At 69.8% G+C, this 21,088-nt stretch carries 19 protein-coding genes; 16 read left to right on the forward strand and 3 right to left on the reverse strand.

Going from position 1 to position 21,088, the window contains the following annotated elements; genetic code table 11:
• Nucleotides 1-50 precede the first annotated feature (50 nt).
• Nucleotides 51-842 carry a crotonase/enoyl-CoA hydratase family protein gene (locus tag ACWFR3_RS43615; protein WP_453740255.1) on the forward strand — a complete coding sequence of 264 codons (792 nt, stop codon included), beginning with the start codon at nt 51-53 and terminating at the stop codon, nt 840-842.
• Here ACWFR3_RS43615 and ACWFR3_RS43620 read toward each other — a convergent pair.
• Nucleotides 839-1,414, reverse strand: coding sequence for a YceI family protein (locus tag ACWFR3_RS43620; RefSeq protein WP_453740256.1), 576 nt, complete (start codon nt 1,412-1,414; stop codon nt 839-841). The genes ACWFR3_RS43615 and ACWFR3_RS43620 overlap by 4 nt on opposite strands.
• A gap of 102 nt (nt 1,415-1,516) precedes the next feature.
• On the opposite strand from ACWFR3_RS43620, the gene ACWFR3_RS43625 reads away from it, so the two are divergent.
• Entirely contained in the window at nt 1,517-2,371 is an 855-nt protein-coding gene (locus ACWFR3_RS43625; protein WP_453740257.1) for a helix-turn-helix domain-containing protein, read from the forward strand.
• An 18-nt stretch (nt 2,372-2,389) separates the two neighbouring features.
• On the opposite strand, the gene ACWFR3_RS43630 is transcribed toward ACWFR3_RS43625, so the two are convergent.
• Nucleotides 2,390-3,301, reverse strand: a complete 912-nt coding sequence (locus tag ACWFR3_RS43630; RefSeq protein WP_453740258.1) for a carbohydrate kinase family protein — start codon at nt 3,299-3,301, stop codon at nt 2,390-2,392.
• Nucleotides 3,302-3,479: 178 nt separating this feature from the next.
• On the opposite strand from ACWFR3_RS43630, the gene ACWFR3_RS43635 reads away from it, so the two are divergent.
• Nucleotides 3,480-3,902, forward strand: a complete 423-nt coding sequence (locus tag ACWFR3_RS43635; protein WP_453740259.1) for a Rieske (2Fe-2S) protein — start codon at nt 3,480-3,482, stop codon at nt 3,900-3,902.
• A gap of 30 nt (nt 3,903-3,932) precedes the next feature.
• On the opposite strand, the gene ACWFR3_RS43640 is transcribed toward ACWFR3_RS43635, so the two are convergent.
• Entirely contained in the window at nt 3,933-4,880 is a 948-nt protein-coding gene (locus tag ACWFR3_RS43640; RefSeq protein ID WP_453740268.1) for a hypothetical protein, read from the reverse strand.
• A 245-nt stretch (nt 4,881-5,125) separates the two neighbouring features.
• Between ACWFR3_RS43640 and ACWFR3_RS43645 the strand changes: the two genes are divergently transcribed.
• The 13 genes from ACWFR3_RS43645 (at nt 5,126) to pgi (ending at nt 21,068) form a co-directional block, all read left to right on the forward strand.
• The gene (locus tag ACWFR3_RS43645; RefSeq protein WP_453740260.1) at nt 5,126-5,809 is read left to right on the forward strand and encodes a papain-like cysteine protease family protein; all 684 of its coding nucleotides are present in this window, start codon (nt 5,126-5,128) and stop codon (nt 5,807-5,809) included.
• 5 nt (nt 5,810-5,814) lie between these two features.
• Complete coding sequence (locus ACWFR3_RS43650) at nt 5,815-6,924, forward strand: hypothetical protein (RefSeq protein WP_453740269.1); 1,110 nt, start codon at nt 5,815-5,817, stop codon at nt 6,922-6,924.
• Nucleotides 6,834-8,984, forward strand: coding sequence for an excinuclease ABC subunit UvrC (gene uvrC / locus ACWFR3_RS43655; RefSeq protein ID WP_453740261.1), 2,151 nt, complete (start codon nt 6,834-6,836; stop codon nt 8,982-8,984). Before ACWFR3_RS43650 ends, uvrC begins: the two co-directional genes overlap by 91 nt.
• On the forward strand, nt 8,981-9,913 hold the full coding sequence (rapZ, locus tag ACWFR3_RS43660; protein ID WP_453740262.1) for an RNase adapter RapZ: 933 nt from the start codon (nt 8,981-8,983) through the stop codon (nt 9,911-9,913). Before uvrC ends, rapZ begins: the two co-directional genes overlap by 4 nt.
• A complete protein-coding gene (locus ACWFR3_RS43665; RefSeq protein WP_453740263.1) occupies nt 9,910-10,917 on the forward strand; it encodes a gluconeogenesis factor YvcK family protein in 1,008 nt (335 codons plus the stop codon). The genes rapZ and ACWFR3_RS43665 overlap by 4 nt, the downstream gene beginning before the upstream one ends.
• The gene (gene whiA, locus ACWFR3_RS43670; RefSeq protein ID WP_190083252.1) at nt 10,908-11,897 is read left to right on the forward strand and encodes a DNA-binding protein WhiA; all 990 of its coding nucleotides are present in this window, start codon (nt 10,908-10,910) and stop codon (nt 11,895-11,897) included. The genes ACWFR3_RS43665 and whiA overlap by 10 nt, the downstream gene beginning before the upstream one ends.
• Nucleotides 11,898-12,057: 160 nt before the next feature.
• A complete protein-coding gene (locus tag ACWFR3_RS43675; protein ID WP_453740264.1) occupies nt 12,058-15,039 on the forward strand; it encodes a M14 family zinc carboxypeptidase in 2,982 nt (993 codons plus the stop codon).
• Nucleotides 15,040-15,228: 189 nt separating this feature from the next.
• Nucleotides 15,229-16,239, forward strand: a complete 1,011-nt coding sequence (gene gap, locus ACWFR3_RS43680; protein ID WP_384550680.1) for a type I glyceraldehyde-3-phosphate dehydrogenase — start codon at nt 15,229-15,231, stop codon at nt 16,237-16,239.
• Nucleotides 16,240-16,345: 106 nt separating this feature from the next.
• Complete coding sequence (locus ACWFR3_RS43685) at nt 16,346-17,557, forward strand: phosphoglycerate kinase (protein WP_453740265.1); 1,212 nt, start codon at nt 16,346-16,348, stop codon at nt 17,555-17,557.
• A 6-nt stretch (nt 17,558-17,563) separates the two neighbouring features.
• Entirely contained in the window at nt 17,564-18,340 is a 777-nt protein-coding gene (tpiA, locus tag ACWFR3_RS43690; RefSeq protein WP_453740266.1) for a triose-phosphate isomerase, read from the forward strand.
• Nucleotides 18,341-18,477: 137 nt separating this feature from the next.
• Nucleotides 18,478-18,708 carry a preprotein translocase subunit SecG gene (secG, locus tag ACWFR3_RS43695; RefSeq protein WP_135329442.1) on the forward strand — a complete coding sequence of 77 codons (231 nt, stop codon included), beginning with the start codon at nt 18,478-18,480 and terminating at the stop codon, nt 18,706-18,708.
• 192 nt (nt 18,709-18,900) lie between these two features.
• The gene (locus ACWFR3_RS43700) at nt 18,901-19,236 is read left to right on the forward strand and encodes an RNA polymerase-binding protein RbpA (protein WP_363208051.1); all 336 of its coding nucleotides are present in this window, start codon (nt 18,901-18,903) and stop codon (nt 19,234-19,236) included.
• A 179-nt stretch (nt 19,237-19,415) separates the two neighbouring features.
• Nucleotides 19,416-21,068: a glucose-6-phosphate isomerase gene (pgi, locus tag ACWFR3_RS43705; RefSeq protein WP_453740267.1), complete on the forward strand. Its 1,653-nt coding sequence runs from the start codon at nt 19,416-19,418 to the stop codon at nt 21,066-21,068.
• Nucleotides 21,069-21,088: the final 20 nt, after the last annotated feature.

Genomic DNA, 21,088 nt, shown 5'->3' on the forward strand with positions numbered 1-21,088 from the left:
GGACAAGGTTCCCTTGTCCCGCGGCCCGTTCGCGTGGTCGCCTGGGGCACATGACCGTACGTACGGAACGTGAAGGTCCCGTCACCACCATCGTGTTGTCCCGGCCCGGCGTGCGAAATGCCGTCGACGGGCCCACTGCCCGGGCCCTCGCCGACGCGTTCCGTGCCTTCGACGCGGATCCAGACGCGGCTGTCGCCGTGCTGTGGGGTGAGGGCGGCACCTTCTGTGCCGGGGCCGATCTCAAGGCCATCGGGACGCCCGCCGGGAACGAGGTGGCCGAGAAGGGCGACGGGCCCATGGGGCCGACCCGGATGCGGCTGTCCAAACCCGTCGTCGCGGCGATCTCCGGGCACGCGGTCGCCGGGGGCCTTGAGCTCGCGCTCTGGTGCGATCTGCGCGTCGCCGACGAGGACGCGGTGCTCGGAGTCTTCTGCCGCCGCTGGGGCGTGCCGCTCATCGACGGCGGGACCGTACGGCTGCCCCGGCTCATCGGGGAGAGCCGGGCCATGGATCTGGTGCTCACCGGCCGCCCCGTTCCCGCTGCCGAGGCGCTGGCGATGGGCCTGGTCAACCGGACCGTACCGCCGGGCACGTCCCGCGCAGCGGCCGAGCGCCTCGCCGCCAAGATCGCCGCGTTCCCCCAGACCTGCCTGCGGAACGACCGGCTCTCCGTCCTCGAACAGGGCGGCCTTGCCGAGGACGAGGCGATGGCGGGCGAACTGCGGCACGGTCTGCGGTCCCTCGCCGAGGCGGCGGACGGCGCGGCGAGATTCGCCGCGGGGGAGGGGCGGCACGGATCCTTCACGGACCGTGGTGAAGGCGCTCGGCCGCCCGCCGACTAGCCTTCGGCCGGCGCGTCCTCCGGCTCCAGGAACTGCATGTCCAGCTGGATCTTCACCACGTCACCGAGCAGCCCGGCGCCGAAGTCGAGGCCGTAGTCGCTGCGCTTGATCTCGCCGGTCGCCTCGAACCCCGCATGGCGCCGGGGGGCGCCGGGGAAGGCCTGGAGACCGCCGAACTCGACGGCGAGGGTGATCGGCTTCGTCACGTCGCCGATGGTCAGCTCGCCCTCCAGGGTCCAGTCGTCCTCCTTGCCGATCACCCGCGTCGAGCGGAACGTCATCGTGGGGCGGCGCTCCACGTCAAGGAGGTCGGGTGCGCGGACGTGCGCGTCACGGTCCTTGTTGCCGGTGTCGATCGACGCCAGGTCGATGGTTGCCGTCACCGAAGAGGTCTCGGCGCTCTCGCCCACCACGAGACCGGCCGTCACCCCGGCGAACCGGCCCCGCACCTTCGAGATACCGAGGTGGCGGATGGTGAAGTTGACGGCGGAGTGGAACGGGTCGATCTCCCAGCTTCCGGCGGGCAGGGGCAGCGCGGTCGTCGCGGCGGCGGCATTCGTGTCAGTGGTCATGCCCTCCACGATGCGAGGCCGCCCGCGCCCGAGGAAGGCCGAGCCGAGACTGGTAGTGACAGGGCCACGATCCGGTCCGCCGACCACTGGTACGTTCGATCGGTGAGCGACAACGAGCTGGGCACCTTCCTGCGCACCCGCCGTGAAGCGGTCACGCCCGCCGAAGTCGGGCTCCCCACCGGCCCCCGGCGCCGCACGCCCGGCCTGCGCCGCTCCGAGGTCGCCACGCTCGCCGGTGTCAGCGTCGAGTACCTCGCCCGCCTCGAACAGGGCCGCGACCGGCACCCGTCCCCGCAGGTGATGGGCGCGCTCGCGGACGCCCTGCGGCTGACGGTGGAGGAGCGTTTCCACCTGCGCCGCCTGGAGATGGAGACCAGCGGCGATCCCTGCTGCCCGACGGCGAGCGAGCCGTCCCAGTCGGTGCGTCCCACGGTGCGGGCGCTCGTCGACAACCTGGAGCCCGCCCCCGCCGTCCTGCTCAACCGGCTCAGCGACGTCCTCGCGTACACCTCGGGGTACGCGAGGATCGTGGGGCCGCTCGGTCTCCTGGACGACGGGCGGCCGAACCTCATCCGCTTCCTGTTCACCGACGAGCGGGCCCGTGCCGCCTACCCCGAGTGGGACAGCGTCGCCGACGCGCAGATCGCCGCGTTACAGGCACAGTCCATGCTCACCGACCCGCATGCCGAGGGGTTCGCCGACGAGCTGACCGTCATCGCCGGTGCGCCGTTCGCCGACCGCATGGCGGCCGTGCCGCGACTGCCCCGGCACAGCGGCGTCGAACGCCTGACGCACCCGGAGGCGGGTGCGCTGCGGCTCTCGTACGAGACGCTGACGCTGCCCGACGCCGACGGTCAGCGCCTGGTCGTCCACCTGCCCGCCGACGAAGCCTCGTCGGCCGCGCTCGACCGCCTCAACGGCCGCAAGCCGGGGGGTCTGCGCGCGGTCAACGGCTGACGGACCGGCGCAGCGGTCTCAGCTCAACTCCGTCGCGTACGGCGGTTCCGCTCCCGCGCGGGACACGGTGACGGCGGCCGCGCGTGCCGCGAAGTGCAGGATCTCGCTCCAGTGGTCCGCGCCCAGCCCGGAGACGGCGTTCGCCGACAGCGCCTCGCGTTCGCCGAGCGCGTGCAGCAGGGCCGCGTTGACCGTGTCGCCCGCGCCGATGGTGTCCACCACGTCGACCTGCTCGCCCGGCACCGACCACTCCCCGCCGCCCCGCGTGAAGACGGTGAGGCCCTTGCCGCCGCGCGTGATCACCACCGCGCCGGGGCCGGAGGCGAGCCACTCGCGCGGCGTGCCGCCGAGCCAACTCGCGTCGTCCTCCGAGAGCTTGAGCAGCGAGACCGATGGCAGCCAGCTCTTGAACCGGGCCCGGTAGGCGTCCGCGTCCGGGATCAGACCCGCCCGGATGTTGGGGTCGAGCGCCGTGCAGACACCCTGCGCCGCCGCCCGCCTCATCAGCTCCTCGTACGCGCTCGCGCCCGGTTCCAGGACGAGCGAGCACGTACCGAAGGACACCGCCGTCACGTCGTCGGGCAGCCGCTCCGGGGCGGTGAAGAGCCGGTCCGCCGTGCCCTCGACGTAGAAGGAGTATCCGGCGGAGCCGTCCGCGCCGATCGAGGCGACCGCGAGCGTCGTCGGCTCGGCGCCCCGCTGGACGTATGACACGTCGACACCCGCGGTCCGCAACCCGTCGACCAGCGCATCGCCGAACGCGTCGGTCGAGATACGGGACCAGAAGGCGACGGGGGTGCGCAATCGGCCGAGGGCCACCGCGGTGTTGTACGGACCGCCGCCGAGCCGCGGGGCGAGTGCCGACAGCCCGGCACCGGCGGAATCCTGCGGGACGAGGTCGATCAGGGCCTCTCCGGCGACGATTATCACGGGTGGTTCCTCTCGGCTCTGCGCTCGTGCTCCCCGGCTTTCGGCACAGGCTAGGGCTTTCCCGCGGGTCCGGCCCGATGCGGGCGGCACTCGGGCACGGCCGCGCCCAACGCGGGCACGTGACCCCCCACCGGTATGGTCTGATCCGTCACCGAAGCGCCTGACCTGTGGAGATTCCATGCCCGGCACGCCGTCCCCCGCCCGCCGCACTGTGCTGCGCGCCGCCGCCATCGTCCCGGCCGCCGGCCTGGGGATCACGGCCTGCTCGTCCGGTGGCGACGGCGGCGGCTCCAACCGTTCGGCGCCGACCGCGCCGACGGACCTCGGCGCGTCCGACGAGGTGAAGGTGGGCGCATCGAAGCTCTACACCGACGAGAACGTGGTCGTGAGCCGTATCTCGGACGACGAGTACAAGGCGTTCAGCACGATCTGCACGCACGCCAAGTGCCCCATCAACAAGCTGGAGGGGCACAAGCTGATCTGTCCGTGTCACGGCAGCCAGTTCGATGCCACGAACGGCAAGGTGCTGCACGACCCGGCCGTCAACCCGCTCTCGGAACTGCCGGTCAAGGTGGAGAACGGCAAGATCATCGCGGGCTGATGGCTGATGGCTGACGATCGGCGCGACCGCTCACTCCCAGTCCCAGGCGATGCCCAGGATCCCCGCCCGCACCTGCGGCTCCACGAGGTGCACCGACCGATGGCTGCCGCTCAGGGTCAGCTCCTGGCGGCCGCCGCGCGGTGCGGCGGCCGAATGCTGGGCGAAGCGATGGCAGCGTACGGGCAGTGCGCCCTCGTCGAAGCGCACCTGGAGCGCGTACTGCCCGCCCGCGAACGTGAAACCCCGGAAGTACTCGGTGGCCGCCCCGGCGGTGCCGTCCTCGAAGCCGTAGCGGAACAGGTGGGTGTCGCCCGCGCGCAGGCGTGCGTCGAAGAGCAGTTCGGCGACGAGCACCCCCGTCTCGTGGTGCCACCGCACACGCCCCGTGCGGCAGTTCTCCAGGGCGTGGACGCCGATGCGTTCCGGTACGCAGCCGGGGTCGCCGTGGTAGATCGCGAGGTAGCGGTCCACGGCGTCCCGGTGGGCGCGCACCACATGCTGCGAATCGCGGCCGAGCAGCTCGCGGCGCCCGCCGATCCGCACCCGCTCGTGGTGGCCGACGGTGTGCAGACCGCCGTCGAGCGGCGACCCGAGCTCGGTGATCAGCTCCTGGAGGACGTCGGACGCATCGAGCAGGGAGCGGTAGGAGCGGGCGGCGGGACGTTCGCAGTCGGGGTGGTCGGAGGGTTTGGCGAGGAGCCGGATCAGTGACTCCTCGGGGAGTTCGAGGATCTCTTCGAGGGCCCGTACGGCGCGCAGCGACTCCGTGCGCTGGGGGCGCCGCGCACCCTGTTGCCAGTAACTCAGGCTCGTCAAGCCGACATTGACGCCCTGCCGCGCCAGATGATGCCGTACGCGTTGCAGGGGAAGGCGCCGTGCGGCGATCGCGGCCCGCAGCGCCACGTGGAACGGGCCCGTGCGCAGGGCGGTCTCCAGGTCCGCGGGCGCGCCGTCCGCGAGCTGTGTGCCGTGCCGCATCGTGCCGTGCCCCATCGCAAGGCCCTTCTGTGAACATTCACATCGGCCGTCCGGGCGTACGCGCCGGTCGGAGCGGGCCACCAGGTGGGCGTACGAGGGGTGTTCACATCCGTACGCCGCCGTTCACGGCCCAAGTAATCCCGCATTGAACCTTGTTGACCTGCACCCGACAACACTCGATGCTCAATCGCAGCGTCCGGACGCGCTCCTCCACCACTCCACCCCCCTCGCTCGGGAGGAACGCGATGCGCCATAGAAGCAGTAAGTACAGCGGACGCAGACGGTTGTCCGCGCTCGCCGTCGTGGCCGCGGCCCTGGTGGCCGCCCCGGCGGCCACGGCCACGGCCGTCCCCGACAGCTCTCCGTCCGCTTCTGTACGGGGCGCGGATTCCGTACGGGGCAGCACGGCTTCCGTACGAGGCACCGAAGCGGACGCCCCCTCCCTCCTCGCCGCCAAGCGCTTGAACATCACGATGCAGGCCCAGCAGAAGACCAACTGGTGCTGGGCAGCTGCCGGGAACACGATCGCCACCTTCTACGGCAGGAACTACAGCCAGAACCAGTTCTGCAACGCCGCCTTCGGGCGCAGCCAGAGCTCCGAGTGCCCCAATTCGCAGGCCACGCTCGGTGACGTGCAGAACGGCCTGGACTGGGCCGGCATCAACCCCGGCTCGTACGTCAGCGGCTGGCTGCGCTATCCGACCGTGCAGGCCGAGATCAACGCGGGCCGCCCGGTCGAGACGCGCATCCAGTGGTCGAACGGCGGCGGTCACATGCACGTGCTCTACGGCTACGACGACGCGAGCAGCTGGGTCTACTGGGGCGACCCGTGGCCCTCCAGCGACCGCTACAACTGGGCCTCGCACAGCTGGTACGTCAACAACAACACCTTCTCCTGGACCCACTCGCTGTACCGGATCGGGGCGTGAGCGCGATGAGCCGTCACTATCCCCGCCATCTGCTGAGGGCGGCGCTCGCCGGCTCGGCCGCCACCCTGCTGCTCGGCCTCGCGGCGCCTTACGCCTCCGCCGAGTCCGGTGCGTCGGACTCAGGCCCTTCGGCCGCCTCCCGTGACGCGGCCCACGACGCCGCGAGCGCCCCCGGGACCCTCGACACGCTCGCCCGCTTCTTCGCGCGGGAGGGCGCGGTCAGCAAGGCCGCGGCGGACCCGCGGGTACAGGGCGACGCCGTACCCGTGCGCTATCTCTCCCCGGAGTTCGTCGCCGGGAAGAAGGGCGCGCCGGTCGCCCGCGTGGAGTTCCTCGCCAGCAAGGCGGTCTCCTCCGACGGGCAGGAGGCTTCCCTGTGGACGGTGAAGCAGAAAGGCTCGTGGGAGGTGGTGAACATCGCCACCGGGGACGACGAGACGCACTACGCGCGCGTGGGCGCCGACAAGCTCCCCGGAGGCACCGTCTTCCACGAGCCCCAGATCAATGCCTGGTACGTGCAGGGGCGGGGCCGGGTCCTTCCGCTGGACGCGGACGCGGTGCGTGCCGTGGGCCGGGGCGGGGTATCGGTCGCCGCCTATCAGCGGCGCGTGCGCGACGCGTACGCCGACAAGCTGCCGGGCTCGGCGTACGCGGAGTCCGGCAAGGCGGGGGGCTTCGCCCCGAAGGAGCGGGCCGGGGAGCCCCCGGCGGCCCCGGCCGCGGCTTCCGCTTCGGCCGCCGGGCTCGTCACGGTCGCCTCCTCCGTGGCCGGAGCGGGGGCCCTGCTCGCCCTCGGCCTCTCCGGGGCGGCCGTCCTGCGACGTCGCGACCGGCAGCGCGGCTGCCCCTTTCCCGGCCTCCGGCCGGGTTTCCCCAGCCCACCCGCCCTTTCAGGGCGGGTGGGCTGCAGGGATGGGAGGGGAGGAGAGGAGGCGAAGGGCGGGGGCCGGCCGGCCGGGAGCCGGTCAGGAGACGGCACCCCTCACGCCCCTGACTGTCAGCCCCCGCCAGTAGGGTGTGGAGCATGGCAGACCCCTCCAGCTACCGCCCCAAGCCGGGACAGATCCCCGACTCGCCGGGGGTCTATCGGTTCCGCGACGAGCACCGCCGGGTGATCTACGTGGGCAAGGCGAAGAGCCTGCGCCAGCGCCTGGCCAGTTACTTCCAGGACATCACCAACCTGCACCCGCGTACGGCCACGATGGTGACGACGGCCGCCTCCGTCGAGTGGACGGTGGTCTCCACCGAGGTCGAGGCGCTGCAGCTCGAATACTCCTGGATCAAGGAGTTCGACCCCCGGTTCAACGTCAAGTACCGCGACGACAAGAGCTATCCGTACCTCGCGGTGACGATGAACGAAGAGTTCCCGCGGGTTCAGGTGATGCGCGGCCAGAAGAAGAAGGGCGTCCGCTACTTCGGGCCCTACGGCCATGCCTGGGCGATCCGCGACACCGTGGACCTCCTCCTGCGGGTCTTCCCCGTCCGCACCTGCTCCGCCGGCGTCTTCAAGAACGCCGAGCGCACCGGCCGCCCCTGCCTCCTCGGCTACATCGGCAAGTGCGCCGCCCCCTGCGTGGGGCGGGTCTCCCCGGAGGAACACCGTGAACTCGCCGAGGACTTCTGCGACTTCATGACGGGCCGCACGGGCACGTACATCCGCCGTGTCGAGCGGCAGATGGCGGACGCCGCCGAGGACATGGAGTACGAGAAGGCGGCCCGCCTGCGCGACGATGTGGGGGCCCTCAAGAAGGCCATGGAGAAGAGCGCCGTCGTCCTCGCCGACGCCACGGACGCCGATCTCATCGCCCTCGCCGAGGACGAGCTCGAAGCGGCCGTCCAGATCTTCCACGTCCGCGGCGGCCGTGTGCGCGGTCAGCGCGGCTGGGTCACCGACAAGGTCGAGGCCGTCACCAGCGGTGACCTCGTCGAGCACGCCCTCCAGCAGCTCTACGGAGAGGAGAGCGGCGACTCCGTACCGAAGGAAGTGCTCGTCCCCGCGCTGCCCGAGCCCGTTGAGCCCGTCCAGGAGTGGCTCACCGAGCGCCGCGGTTCGAACGTCTCGCTGCGCATCCCGCAGCGCGGCGACAAGAAGGCGCTCATGGAGACCGTGGCGCGCAACGCCCAGCAGTCGCTCGTGCTGCACAAGACCAAGCGCGCCTCCGACCTCACGACCCGCTCCCGCGCCCTGGAGGAGATCGCCGAAGCACTCGAACTGGACAGCGCCCCGCTGCGCATCGAGTGCTACGACATCTCGCATCTGCAGGGTGACGACGTCGTGGCCTCGATGGTCGTGTTCGAGGACGGCCTCGCACGCAAGAGCGAGTACCGCCGCTTCCAGATCAAGGGCTTCGAGGGCCAGGACGACGTCCGCTCCATGCACGAGGTCCTCACGCGCCGCTTCAAGCGCTACCTCTCCGACAAGCAGCAGACGGGGGAGTGGGACCCCGAGGAGCCGGCCGGGATGGTTGCCGAGGCGGACGGATCGGCGAACGGCGCGGCGGACGGATCGGCGAACGGCGAGGTCAGCGCCCTGACCGAGGAGGACGGCCGCCCCAAGCGCTTCGCCTACCCGCCCCAGCTCGTCGTCGTGGACGGCGGCCGGCCGCAGGTCGCGGCGGCCCAGCGGGCCCTGGACGAGCTCGGCATCGACGACATCGCGGTGTGCGGCCTCGCCAAGCGCCTCGAAGAGGTCTGGGTGCCGGGCGACGACGACCCGGTGATCCTGCCGCGCACCAGCGAAGGCCTGTACCTTCTCCAGCGGGTACGCGACGAGGCGCACCGCTTCGCGATCACCTACCAGCGTGCCAAGCGGGCCAAGCGCTTCAAGGCCGGACCGCTGGACGCCGTGCCGGGCCTGGGCGACGCGCGCAAGCAGACGCTGATCAAGCACTTCGGTTCGGTGAAGAGGCTGCGATCCGCGACAATCGACCAGATCTGCGAGGTTCCGGGCATAGGCCGCAAGACGGCCGAGGCGATCGTCGTGGCCCTGGCCGGAGCGGTGCCCGCGGGCCCCGCCGTGAACACGGCGACCGGAGAGATCATTGAAGACGAGGAGCCCGCGGGTGCGGGAGCCTCGGGCGATGGCGAGGAGCCCGCGGCTGCGGGAGCCTCCAGCGACAACGAGGAGCCCGTGTCCGCGGGCACCTCAGAAGAACGACGGGGGCAGGAGACATGACCGAGCACGACGAAGGCGGCGAGCAAGTGAGTACGGGCACGACCATCACGTCAGGTGAGGCCGCGGAAGTGGTCCCCGAGCTGGTGATCATCTCCGGCATGTCGGGAGCCGGACGCAGCACCGCGGCGAAGTGTCTGGAGGACCTCGGCTGGTTCGTCGTCGACAACCTGCCGCCCGCGCTGATCCCCACCATGGTGGAGCTCGGCGCCCGCTCGCAGGGGAACGTCGCCCGCATCGCGGTCGTCGTCGACGTCCGCGGCCGCCGCTTCTTCGACAATCTGCGCCAGTCCCTCGCGGACCTGGAGGCCAAGCACGTCACCCGCCGGATCGTCTTCCTGGAGTCCTCGGACGACGCCCTGGTGCGCCGCTTCGAGTCGGTCCGCCGCCCGCACCCGCTGCAGGGCGACGGCCGCATCGTCGACGGCATCGCGGCCGAGCGCGAGCTCCTGCGCGAGCTGCGCGGCGACGCCGACCTGGTGATCGACACCTCCAGCCTGAACGTGCACGAGCTGCGCGCCAAGATGGACGCCTCGTTCGCGGGCGAGGAGGAGCCCGAGCTGCGGGCCACCGTCATGTCCTTCGGCTTCAAGTACGGCCTGCCGGTCGACGCGGACCTCGTCGTGGACATGCGCTTTTTGCCCAACCCCCACTGGGTCCCGGAGCTGCGCCAGTACACCGGGCTCAACGAGGAAGTGGCGGCGTACGTCTTCAACCAGCCGGGCGCCAAGGAGTTCCTCGACCGGTACGCCGAGCTGCTCCAGCTCATCGCCGCGGGCTACCGCCGCGAGGGCAAGCGTTACGTGACGATCGCGGTCGGCTGTACGGGCGGCAAGCACCGCTCCGTCGCCATGTCGGAGAAGCTCGCCGCCCGCCTCGTGTCCGAGGGAGTGGAGACCGTCATCGTCCACCGGGACATGGGGCGAGAGTGAAGGCTTCCCTGCGGCTGAACCGTCTGGGCCGCAAGCGGGGCACCCAGCCCAAGGTCGTGGCGCTCGGCGGCGGGATGGGCCTGTCCGCCTCGCTCGCCGGACTGCGCCGCATCACCGGTGACCTCACCGCCGTGGTCACCGTCGCCGACGACGGCGGCTCCAGCGGGCGGCTCCGCGACGAACTGGGCGTGCTGCCCCCCGGCGACCTGCGCAAGGCGCTCGCGGCCCTGTGCGGCGACGACGACTGGGGCCAGACGTGGGCCCGCGTCATCCAGCACCGCTTCCAGTCCAAGGGCGACCTGCACGAGCACGCGGTCGGCAATCTGCTGATCGTCGCCCTGTGGGAGCAGCTCGGCGACCACGTCCAGGCGCTCGACCTGGTGGGCAAGCTGCTCGGCGCGCACGGGCGCGTGCTGCCGATGTCCGCGGTCCCGCTGGAGCTCCAGGCGCTGGTCAAGGGGCACGACCCGGAGCGCCCTGAGGACGTGGACACCGTGCGCGGGCAGGCCACGGTGGCGCTCACCCCGGGCGAGGTGCAGTCCGTGCACGTGGTCCCGCGCGACCCGCCGGCCGTCCCCGAGGCGGTCGCCGCCGTGCTCGACGCGGACTGGGTGGTGCTGGGCCCGGGCTCCTGGTTCTCCTCCGTGATCCCGCATCTCCTCGTCCCCGAACTGCTCGACGCGCTCGTCCAGACGAAGGCCCGCAAGGTGCTCTCGCTCAACCTCGCGCCACAACCCGGTGAAACCGATGGGTTCTCTCCGCAGCGTCATTTGGAGGTTTTGGCCCGACACGCCCCTAAACTCGCCCTGGACGTGGTGCTGGCCGACGACGCCGCCGTGCCCGATCGTGAGTCACTGACCGATGCCGCCAAGCGGCTCGGCGCCACGGTCGAGCTGGCGCCGGTGGCCAGGCAGGACGGCACTCCGAGGCACGATCCGGAGCACCTGGCCACCGCGTACGACCGTATTTTTCGGATGCATGGAAGGATCGGCCCATGGCGATGACGGCAGCGGTGAAGGACGAAATCTCCCGGCTTCCCGTCACCCGGACCTGCTGCAGAAAGGCAGAGGTCTCGGCCATCCTGCGGTTCGCGGGCGGCCTTCACCTGGTGAGCGGCCGCATCGTGATCGAGGCGGAGCTGGACACGGCAATGGCCGCGCGACGGCTGAAGCGGGACATTCTCGAGATCTTCGGGCACAGCTCGGAGCTGATCGTGATGGCCCCCGGCGGACTGCGGCGCGGCTCGCGCTACGTCGTACGGGTCGTTGCGGGCGGCGATCAGCTGGCCCGGCAGACGGGCCTCGTCGACGGCCGTGGCCGCCCGATCAGGGGCCTGCCGCCACAGGTGGTCTCGGGGGCCACCTGTGACGCCGAGGCCGCCTGGCGCGGGGCGTTCCTGGCCCACGGCTCGCTGACCGAGCCGGGGCGTTCCTCATCGCTCGAGGTGACCTGCCCGGGTCCGGAGGCGGCGCTCGCCCTGGTCGGCGCGGCGCGCAGGCTGCAGATCGCGGCCAAGGCGCGCGAGGTGCGCGGCGTGGACCGTGTCGTCGTCCGGGACGGTGACGCGATCGGCGCCCTGCTCACCCGGCTCGGCGCCCACGAGTCGGTGCTCGCCTGGGAGGAGCGGCGGATGCGCCGCGAGGTGCGCGCCACCGCCAACCGCCTGGCCAACTTCGACGACGCGAACCTGCGCCGCTCGGCCCGCGCGGCCGTCGCCGCGGGCGCCCGGGTGCAGCGCGCCCTGGAGATCCTCGCCGACGAGGTACCGGAGCACCTCGCGGCGGCCGGCCGGCTGCGCATGGAGCACAAGCAGGCCTCCCTGGAGGAGCTGGGCGCGCTCGCCGAGCCCGCGCTCACGAAGGACGCGGTCGCGGGCCGTATCCGCCGGCTGCTCGCCATGGCGGACAAGCGGGCGCAGGACCTGGGGATTCCGGGTACGGAGTCCAATCTGAGCGAGGAACTCGCCGACAACATGGCGGTCTGACCGCCGTCGTACGTCACGCAAGCCGCCGGGGCCGCCGATGCCCCGGCGGCTTCTTTGCGTCCCTTTCCACGTAGCCCTTCACACCATATTGACATGATCATGAAGTGTCACGAGCCTGGCGTTCGCACACAAATGTGCCGGACAACCGCAAGGGGGGCTCATGAGACGCAGAGAGAGATCCAGAAGATCCAGAGCCGGTTTCAGGTCGGTCGTCGCCGCGGGCGCGTTACTCGTCGGCGGACTCGTCGCCGTGCCGCACGCGCAGGCCGACAGCGGGGAGAAGGCCCCGGCAGCCGATGATCCGGCGGCCGTGAAGGTCTACGAGGCCGAGGTCACCAAGAAGCAGATACCGATCCTCATCGAGGCGGGCCAGGACGCCCACGAGCTCGCGGGGCAGGCCCCCGAGCGCGGCACCGCCCGGGTCGAGGTCTATCTGACGAAGGCGCAGGCCAAGGGCGTCGAGCGCGAGGGCGTCAAGCTCACCGAGCAGAAGGTCTCCGCCGCCACGCAGCAGAAGCTCAAGGCCGCGGGGGACGGCGTCTTCCGGCCGTACAGCGGCGCGGGCGGCCTCAAGGAGGAGATCGTCAAGACCGGTCAGGCGCACCCGGGCCTCACCAAGGTCGTCTCCATCGGCAAGACGCTCAAGGGGCAGGACATCCTCGCCCTGAAGCTCACCAAGGGCGCGGACAAGTCCAAGGACGGCTCCAAGCCGTCCACGCTCTACATGTCCAACCAGCACGCGCGCGAGTGGATCACCCCCGAGATGACCCGCCGCCTGATGCACCACTACCTCGACAACTACGGCAAGGACCAGCGCATCACCAAGCTCGTGAACTCCACCGAGCTGTGGTTCGTGCTCTCCGCCAACCCCGACGGCTACGACTTCACGCACGCCGCCGACGGCGAGCGCCAGTGGCGCAAGAACCTCCGCGACATCAACGGCGACGGCAAGATCGCGGCGGGCGACGGCGTCGACCTCAACCGCAACTTCGCCTACAAGTGGGGCTACGACAACGAGGGCTCGTCCCCGGAGGCCTCCTCGGAGACCTACCGCGGCACCGGCCCCATGTCCGAGCCCGAGACCAAGGCGCTCGACGCCTTCCAGAAGCGCATCGGCTTCACGTACGGGATCAACTACCACTCGGCGGCCGAGCTGCTCCTCTACGGAATCGGCTGGCAGGTCGCCACACCGAGCCCGGACGACATCCTCTACAAGGCGCTGAACGGCACCCCGGAGAAGCCCGCGGTCCCCGGCTATCACCCGCAGGTCTCCTCCGAGCTCTACACCACCAACGGCGAGGCGGACGGCCACGCGGGCAACATCAACGGCATCTCGATGTTCACGCCGGAGATGTCCACCTGCCAGACGGCCTCCAACGTCGACCCGAACGACGCCTGGAAGCCCGAGGACTGCGCCTCGATCTTCACCTTCCCGGACGACGAGAAGCTGATCCAGCAGGAGTTCGCGAAGAACGTGCCGTTCGCGCTCGCCGTCGCCGAGACCGCCCTCCACCCCGACCAGCCGGTCTCCGTCACCGGCATCGAGGCCCCGGACTTCACGCCGGACACCTTCACGCAGTCGTACGCGCGCGGCGGTGACCAGGAAGTCGCCGTCACCGCACGCAAGTCGGTGCGCGACAAGGAGCTCAACTACCGCATCAACGGCGGACGTACGCACGACGAGGACGTCAAGGCCTGGAAGGGCGGCGAGACCTACGGCGGTGAGGACAACCTCCACTTCGACCAGTACCGCGCCGAGGTAGAGGACGCACGCGTCGGCGACAAGGTCGAGGTGTGGTTCACCGGCCGCAACAAGAAGGGCCGCACGGAGAGCCCGCACTTCACCTACACCGTCACCGAGCGGGCCAAGGCGAACACCCTCGTCGTCGCCGAAGAGGGCGCACCCGCGACACAGGCCCAGAAGTACGTGGACGCGCTCAAGGCCAACGGCCGTTCGGCCGTGGTCTGGGACGTCGCCAAACAGGGCACCCCGCACCCGCTCGGCGTCCTGTCGCACTTCTCCGCGGTCGTGCACTACACCGGCGACCCGGTGCCAGGGGCGGCCACCCAGCTCGCGCTGCGCGCCTACCTCAACGAGGGCGGCAAGCTGATCGAGTCCGGCGAGCGCACCGGCTCCAACGTCGACCTCGGGGACGCGCTCTCCGACGACTTCGCGCAGTACTACCTGGGCGCGTACGAACGTCTGTCCGCGCCCGGAGCCGCCGGCTTCGAGGGCAGCGGCGCGCTCAACGGCGTCAAGACACCGCTGGCCGCGGCCGAGGGCAACCCCCTGGACAAGGCGGGCCGTTACACCGTCACGTCCGACACCCTGCCCGCGGACAAGTTCCCGCAGTTCAAGAGCGCGGCGGCAGGCAGCTATCCCGGCATCACCAACCCGTACGCGCCCTTCGAGGGCCAGGGCATGGCATCGGCGACCCACGCCGACCAGGACTGGAAGCGGCTTACCCGCACCATCGACCTGACCAACGTCACGGCCGCGGACCAGCCGCAGCTGCGGTTCGCGCTCAACTGGAACCTGGAGACCGGCTACGACCACGGCGTCCTGGAGGCGCACACCACCGGCGCCGACGACTGGACCACGCTGCCGGACCTGAACGGCAACTCGTCCCAGGCCGTGCCCGCCGAGTGCGGGGCCGGGTTCTTCATCAACGGCCACCCGTTCCTGCGCCACTACCTGACGCAGTCGGCGACCGGCTGCACGGCGTCGGGCACCAGCGGCGCCTGGAACAGCTTCACCGGGTCCTCCAGCGGCTGGAAGCCCGTCTCCTTCGACCTGAGCGCCTACGCGGGAAAGACGGTCGAGGTGTCGCTCAGCTCCATCACCGACCCCTCCAGCGGGGGCCGCGGTCTCTTTGCGGACAACGCTCAGATCGTGATAGGGGGCAACGCCACGGAGACCGAGGGATTCGAGTCGTCCCTGGGTACTTGGGCGGTCGCTCCGGCGCCCCCGGGGAGCCCCAACATCACGGGTGACTGGGCCCGTACGGGGGAGCTTTACAAGCCCTATGCGGCCGTCACAGCGCGTGACAGCGTGCTGCTCGGCTTCGGGTTCGAGCATGTGCCCGGAAGTGCCGAACGGTCCGCTCTTATGGGCGCCTCCCTTGCACATCTGCGCCGCTGACGCTGCGTAATCAGGGCCCGTTTTGCGGTGGCTCGTGCTCCCTACTCGGGGGTACGGGCCACCGTGCTGTCCGGACCCCCTGTCGATGTCACCCAAAGGCCATCAGAGAGGTAGGGTCGGAGGCGGTCGGGGACATCCCATACATCTCGCCGGCGTCTGAAACCGGCGTACCAACGAGGAGATCGGTTCGTGACGATCCGCGTAGGCATCAACGGCTTCGGCCGCATCGGGCGCAATTACTTCCGAGCGCTGCTTGAGCAGGGTGCGGACATCGAGATCGTGGCTGTCAACGACCTGGGTGACACCGCGACTACGGCGCACCTTCTGAAGTACGACACCATCCTGGGCCGTCTCAAGGCCGAGGTGTCGCACACCGAGGACACCATCACGGTCGACGGCCACACCATCAAGGTGTTGTCCGAGCGCAACCCCGCCGACATCCCGTGGGGCCAGCTCGGCGTCGACATCGTGATCGAGTCGACCGGCATCTTCACCAAGAAGGCCGACGCCGAGAAGCACATCGCCGGTGGCGCGAAGAAGGTCCTCATCTCGGCTCCGGCCAAGGACGAGGACATCACCATCGTGATGGGCGTCAACCAGGACAAGTACGACGCGGCCAACCACCACGTCATCTCGAACGCCTCTTGTACCACCAACTGTGTGGCGCCGATGGCGAAGGTTCTCGACGAGAACTTCGGCATCGTCAAGGGCCTGATGACGACGGTCCACGCGTACACCAACGACCAGCGCATCCTGGACTTCCCGCACTCGGACCTGCGTCGCGCCCGCGCCGCCGCCGAGAACATCATTCCGACCACGACCGGTGCCGCCAAGGCCACCGCTCTGGTCCTTCCGCAGCTCAAGGGCAAGCTCGACGGCATCGCGATGCGCGTCCCGGTCCCGACGGGCTCGGCCACCGACCTCGTCGTCGACCTGCAGCGCGAGGTCACCAAGGACGAGGTCAACGCCGCGTTCAAGAAGGCCGCCGACGACGGCGCCCTCAAGGGCATCCTCTTCTACACCGAGGACCCCATCGTGTCGTCCGACATCGTCAGCGACCCTGCCTCCTGCACCTTCGACTCCTCCCTGACCATGGTCCAGGAGGGCAAGACGGTGAAGATCCTCGGCTGGTACGACAACGAGTGGGGCTACTCCAACCGCCTCGTCGACCTCACGGTCTTCGTCGGCGGTCAGCTCTGATCAGCAGAGCAGGCACCTCGATGTGAGCACAGGGTCCGGACCGCGCAATACTGCGTGGTCCGGGCCTTGTTGCACGTCAGCCCTCTAAAGGAGTCCTGGACCAGTCATGAAGACGATCGACGAACTTCTCGCCGAAGGGGTCGAAGGCAAGCGGGTCTTCGTCCGCGCCGACCTCAATGTGCCGCTCGCCGACGGCACCATCACCGACGACGGCCGCATCCGCGCCGTCCTGCCGACCGTCACCAAGCTCGCCGAAGCGGGCGCCAAGGTGATCGTCGCCTCGCACCTCGGCCGCCCCAAGGGCGCCCCGGACCCGGTGTTCTCGCTGCTTCCCGCCGCCGAGCGCCTCGGTGAACTTCTCGGCAAGCCGGTGGCGTTCGCGCAGGACACCGTCGGCCCCGCCGCGCACGACGCGGTGGACGGCCTGGAGCCCGGCCAGGTCGCCGTCATCGAGAACCTCCGCTTCAACGCGGGCGAGACCAGCAAGGACGACACCGAGCGCGGCGAGTTCGCCGACAAGCTCGCCGCCCTCGCCGACGTGTACGTGGGCGACGGCTTCGGCGCGGTGCACCGCAAGCACGCCTCCGTGTTCGACCTCCCGGCGCGCCTGCCGCACTACGCCGGATTCCTCATCGCCACCGAGGTCGGCGTCCTGAAGAAGCTCACCGAGGACGTCAAGCGCCCGTACGTCGTCGCGCTGGGCGGCGCCAAGGTCTCCGACAAGCTGGCCGTCATCGACCAGCTGCTCGGCAAGGCCGACCGTCTCCTGATCGGCGGCGGCATGGCGTACACCTTCCTCAAGGCCCAGGGCCACGAGGTCGGCATCTCCCTCCTCCAGGAGGACCAGGTCCCGACCGTCAAGGAGTACATCAAGCGTGCGCAGGAGAGCGGCGTCGAGCTGGTCCTTCCTGTCGACGTGCTGGTCTCCACGGAGTTCCCGGACCTGAAGACCAAGGCTCCGGCCAACCCCACCACGGTCGCCGCGGACGCCATCCCGGCCGCCCAGGAGGGTCTCGACATCGGGCCCGAGACCCGTAAGCTCTACGCCTCGAAGCTCGCCGACGCGGCCACCGTCTTCTGGAACGGCCCGATGGGCGTCTTCGAGCACCCGGACTACGCCGAGGGCACCAAGGCGGTCGCCCGGGCCCTCCTCGACTCCCCGGCCTTCACGGTCGTCGGCGGTGGCGACTCCGCCGCGGCCGTCCGCACGCTGGGCTTCGACGAGAACGCATTCGGCCACATTTCCACCGGCGGCGGCGCCTCCCTCGAATACCTCGAGGGCAAGACGCTCCCCGGCCTCGCCGCACTGGAGAACTGACACCTGATGACTACGCGTACCCCGCTGATGGCGGGCAACTGGAAGATGAACCTCAACCACCTCGAGGCCATCGCCCACGTCCAGAAGCTCGCCTTCGCCCTGGCCGACAAGGACTACGAGGCCGTCGAGGTCGCCGTCCTGCCCCCCTTCACCGACCTGCGTTCGGTGCAGACCCTGGTCGACGGCGACAAGCTCAAGATCAAGTACGGCGCCCAGGACATCTCGGCCCACGACACCGGTGCCTACACCGGCGAGATCTCGGGCCCGATGCTCTCGAAGCTGAAGTGCACGTACGTGGCCGTGGGCCACTCCGAGCGCCGTCAGTACCACGCCGAGAGCGACGAGATCTGCAACGCCAAGGTGAAGGCCGCCTACAAGCACGGCCTGACCCCCATCCTCTGCATCGGCGAGGGCCTGGACATCCGTGAGGCCGGCCAGCAGATCGAGTACACCCTCGCCCAGCTCGACGGCGGCCTGAAGGATCTGCCCGCCGAGCAGGCCGAGACCATCGTCATCGCCTATGAGCCCGTGTGGGCCATCGGCACCGGCAAGGTCGCGACCCCCGAGGACGCCCAGGAGGTGTGCGGCGCGATCCGCGGCCGTCTCGCCGAGCTGTACTCGCAGGAGCTCGCCGACAAGGTGCGCATCCAGTACGGCGGCTCCGTGAAGTCCGGCAATGTCGCCGCGATCATGGCGCAGCCCGACGTGGACGGCGCCCTCATCGGCGGCGCCGCGCTCGACCCGGACGAGTTCGTCAAGATCGTCCGCTTCCGCGACCAGTGAGTAGACCGGTGAGTATGCGGTAGCGCCGATACGTCGTACCCTTGCGGGGGCCGGGCGGCTTCGCTTCGCGAGGCATCCGGCCCCCGTCGTCGATACAGAGTCGATTCAGATCCGAGGAAGTTGGTCCAGCCGTGGTTATGGGGTTCTCGATCGCCCTGATCGTCTTCAGCCTGCTGATGATGCTTCTTGTCCTGATGCACAAGGGCAAGGGCGGCGGTCTTTCCGACATGTTCGGTGGCGGCATGCAGTCCTCCGTCGGCGGCTCTTCCGTCGCCGAGCGCAACCTCGACCGCATCACTGTCGTGGTCGGTCTTCTCTGGTTCGCGTGCATTGTCGTGCTCGGCCTGTTGATGAAGGTGAACAACTGACCGCGAAAGCGGCTTGATTGCCACCTTGCGAAAGCTTCGCTTAAAGCCCCATGTACGGTGCGCGCCGCACGGCGCGGATTATCATGGGGCTTGCGTCTCTGTGGGGGGTGTAACTCCAAACACTGGACGCGCGTTGGGCCTTACGTAGACTGAGGCGCCCGCAGCAGCACCATCACGCAGGGAGTTACGACCGTGGCAAGTGGCAACGCGATCCGAGGAAGTCGGGTCGGGGCGGGGCCGATGGGCGAGGCCGAGCGCGGTGAGTCCGCGCCGCGTCTGCGCATCTCCTTCTGGTGCTCCAACGGGCACGAGACGGTTCCCAGCTTCGCCAGCGACGCGCAGGTGCCCGATACTTGGGACTGCCCCCGCTGCGGCTTCCCGGCCGGTCAGGACCGGGACAATCCGCCGGACCCGCCCCGCACCGAGCCGTACAAGACGCACCTGGCGTACGTGCGCGAGCGGCGCACCGACGCGGACGGCGAGGCAATTCTCGCGGAGGCGCTGGCCAAACTGCGGGGCGAGATCTAGAGCGTGAGAAGGGCCGGACATCCGCGGATGTCCGGCCGCTGTGCTTTTCACGCGGCGTTTACCGGCACGTGTGCGGACAGACAGCTTCAGAGATCTCATATCGGGCCCTGATCAATTAGGTTGGAACGTGCAGCGGGGCAAGGTACGTACACAGGTACGAGAGAAGGCTGAAGTCCGAGATGAACGCAGAAAGCCGCGCCAGGCTCAACCAGACGCCCGAATGGGCGGCGATCGGCAAGCACCGGGAGCAGCTGGGGGAGGTGCAGCTGCGTGATCTTTTCGCGAAGGACCCGGCGCGCGGCACGCAGTACACGCTCCAGGTCGGCGACCTGCACGTCGACTACTCCAAGCACCTCGTCACCGACGAGACGCTGAGGCTCCTGCGCGAGCTCGCCGCGGCCACCGATGTCTTCGGTCTGCGGGACGCCATGTTCCGCGGCGAGAAGATCAACACCACCGAGGACCGCGCCGTCCTGCACACCGCCCTTCGCGCCCCGCGGGACGCGGTGGTCGAGGTCGACGGCGAGAACGTGGTGCCGGCCGTGCACGCCGTGCTCGACAAGATGGCCGCCTTCTCCGGCAAGATCCGCTCCGGCGAGTGGACCGGGCACACCGGCAAGCGCATCAAGAACATCGTGAACGTCGGCATCGGCGGCTCGGACCTCGGCCCCGCCATGGCGTACGAGACGCTCCGCTCCTTCACCGACCGTGAGCTGACCGTCCGCTTCGTGTCGAACGTCGACGGCGCCGACCTGCACGAGGCCGTGCGGGACCTGGACCCCGCCGAGACGCTGTTCATCATCGCCTCCAAGACGTTCACCACGATCGAGACGATCACGAACGCGACCTCCGCGCGCGACTGGCTCCTGACCGGCCTGCGCGCCGACCAGAGCGCGGTCGCCAAGCACTTCGTCGCCCTGTCGACGAACGCCGAGAAGGTCTCCGACTTCGGCATCGACACGGCCAACATGTTCGAGTTCTGGGACTGGGTCGGCGGCCGCTACTCCTTCGACTCGGCGATCGGCCTCTCGCTGATGATCGCCATCGGCCCGGACGCCTTCCGCGAGATGCTCGACGGCTTCCACCTCGTCGACGAGCACTTCCGCACCGCGCCCGCCGAGTCGAACGTGCCGCTGCTGCTCGGCCTCCTCGGCATCTGGTACGGCAACTTCCACGACGCCCAGTCGCACGCCGTCCTGCCGTACTCGCACTACCTCTCCAAGTTCACCGCCTACCTCCAGCAGCTGGACATGGAGTCCAACGGCAAGTCCGTCGACCGTGACGGCAACCCCGTGGACTGGCAGACCGGACCGGTGGTCTGGGGCACGCCCGGCACCAACGGGCAGCACGCGTACTACCAACTCATCCACCAGGGCACGAAGTTGATCCCGGCCGACTTCATCGGCTTCGCCGAGCCGGTCGCCGATCTGCTGCCCGGCCTGGTCGCCCAGCACGACCTCCTGATGGCCAACTTCTTCGCGCAGACGCAGGCGCTGGCCTTCGGCAAGACGCCCGACGAGGTGCGGGCCGAGGGAGTGCCTGACGAGCTCGTCGCGCACAAGACGTTCAAGGGCAACCACCCGACGACGACGCTCCTCGCCAAGGAACTGACGCCGTCGGTTCTCGGCCAACTCATCGCGCTCTACGAACACAAGGTGTTCGTACAGGGCGCCGTGTGGAACATCGACTCCTTCGACCAGTGGGGCGTCGAGCTCGGCAAGGTGCTCGCCAAGCGCATCGAGCCCGCCCTGACCGAGGGCGCCGACGTACCGGACCTCGACGGGTCGACGACGGCGCTCGTCGAGAAGTACCGGACCCTGCGCGGCCGTTGAGCCACTGAAAGCAGCAGGGC

The sequence above is a fragment of the Streptomyces sp. NPDC055189 genome, from assembly GCF_053606765.1.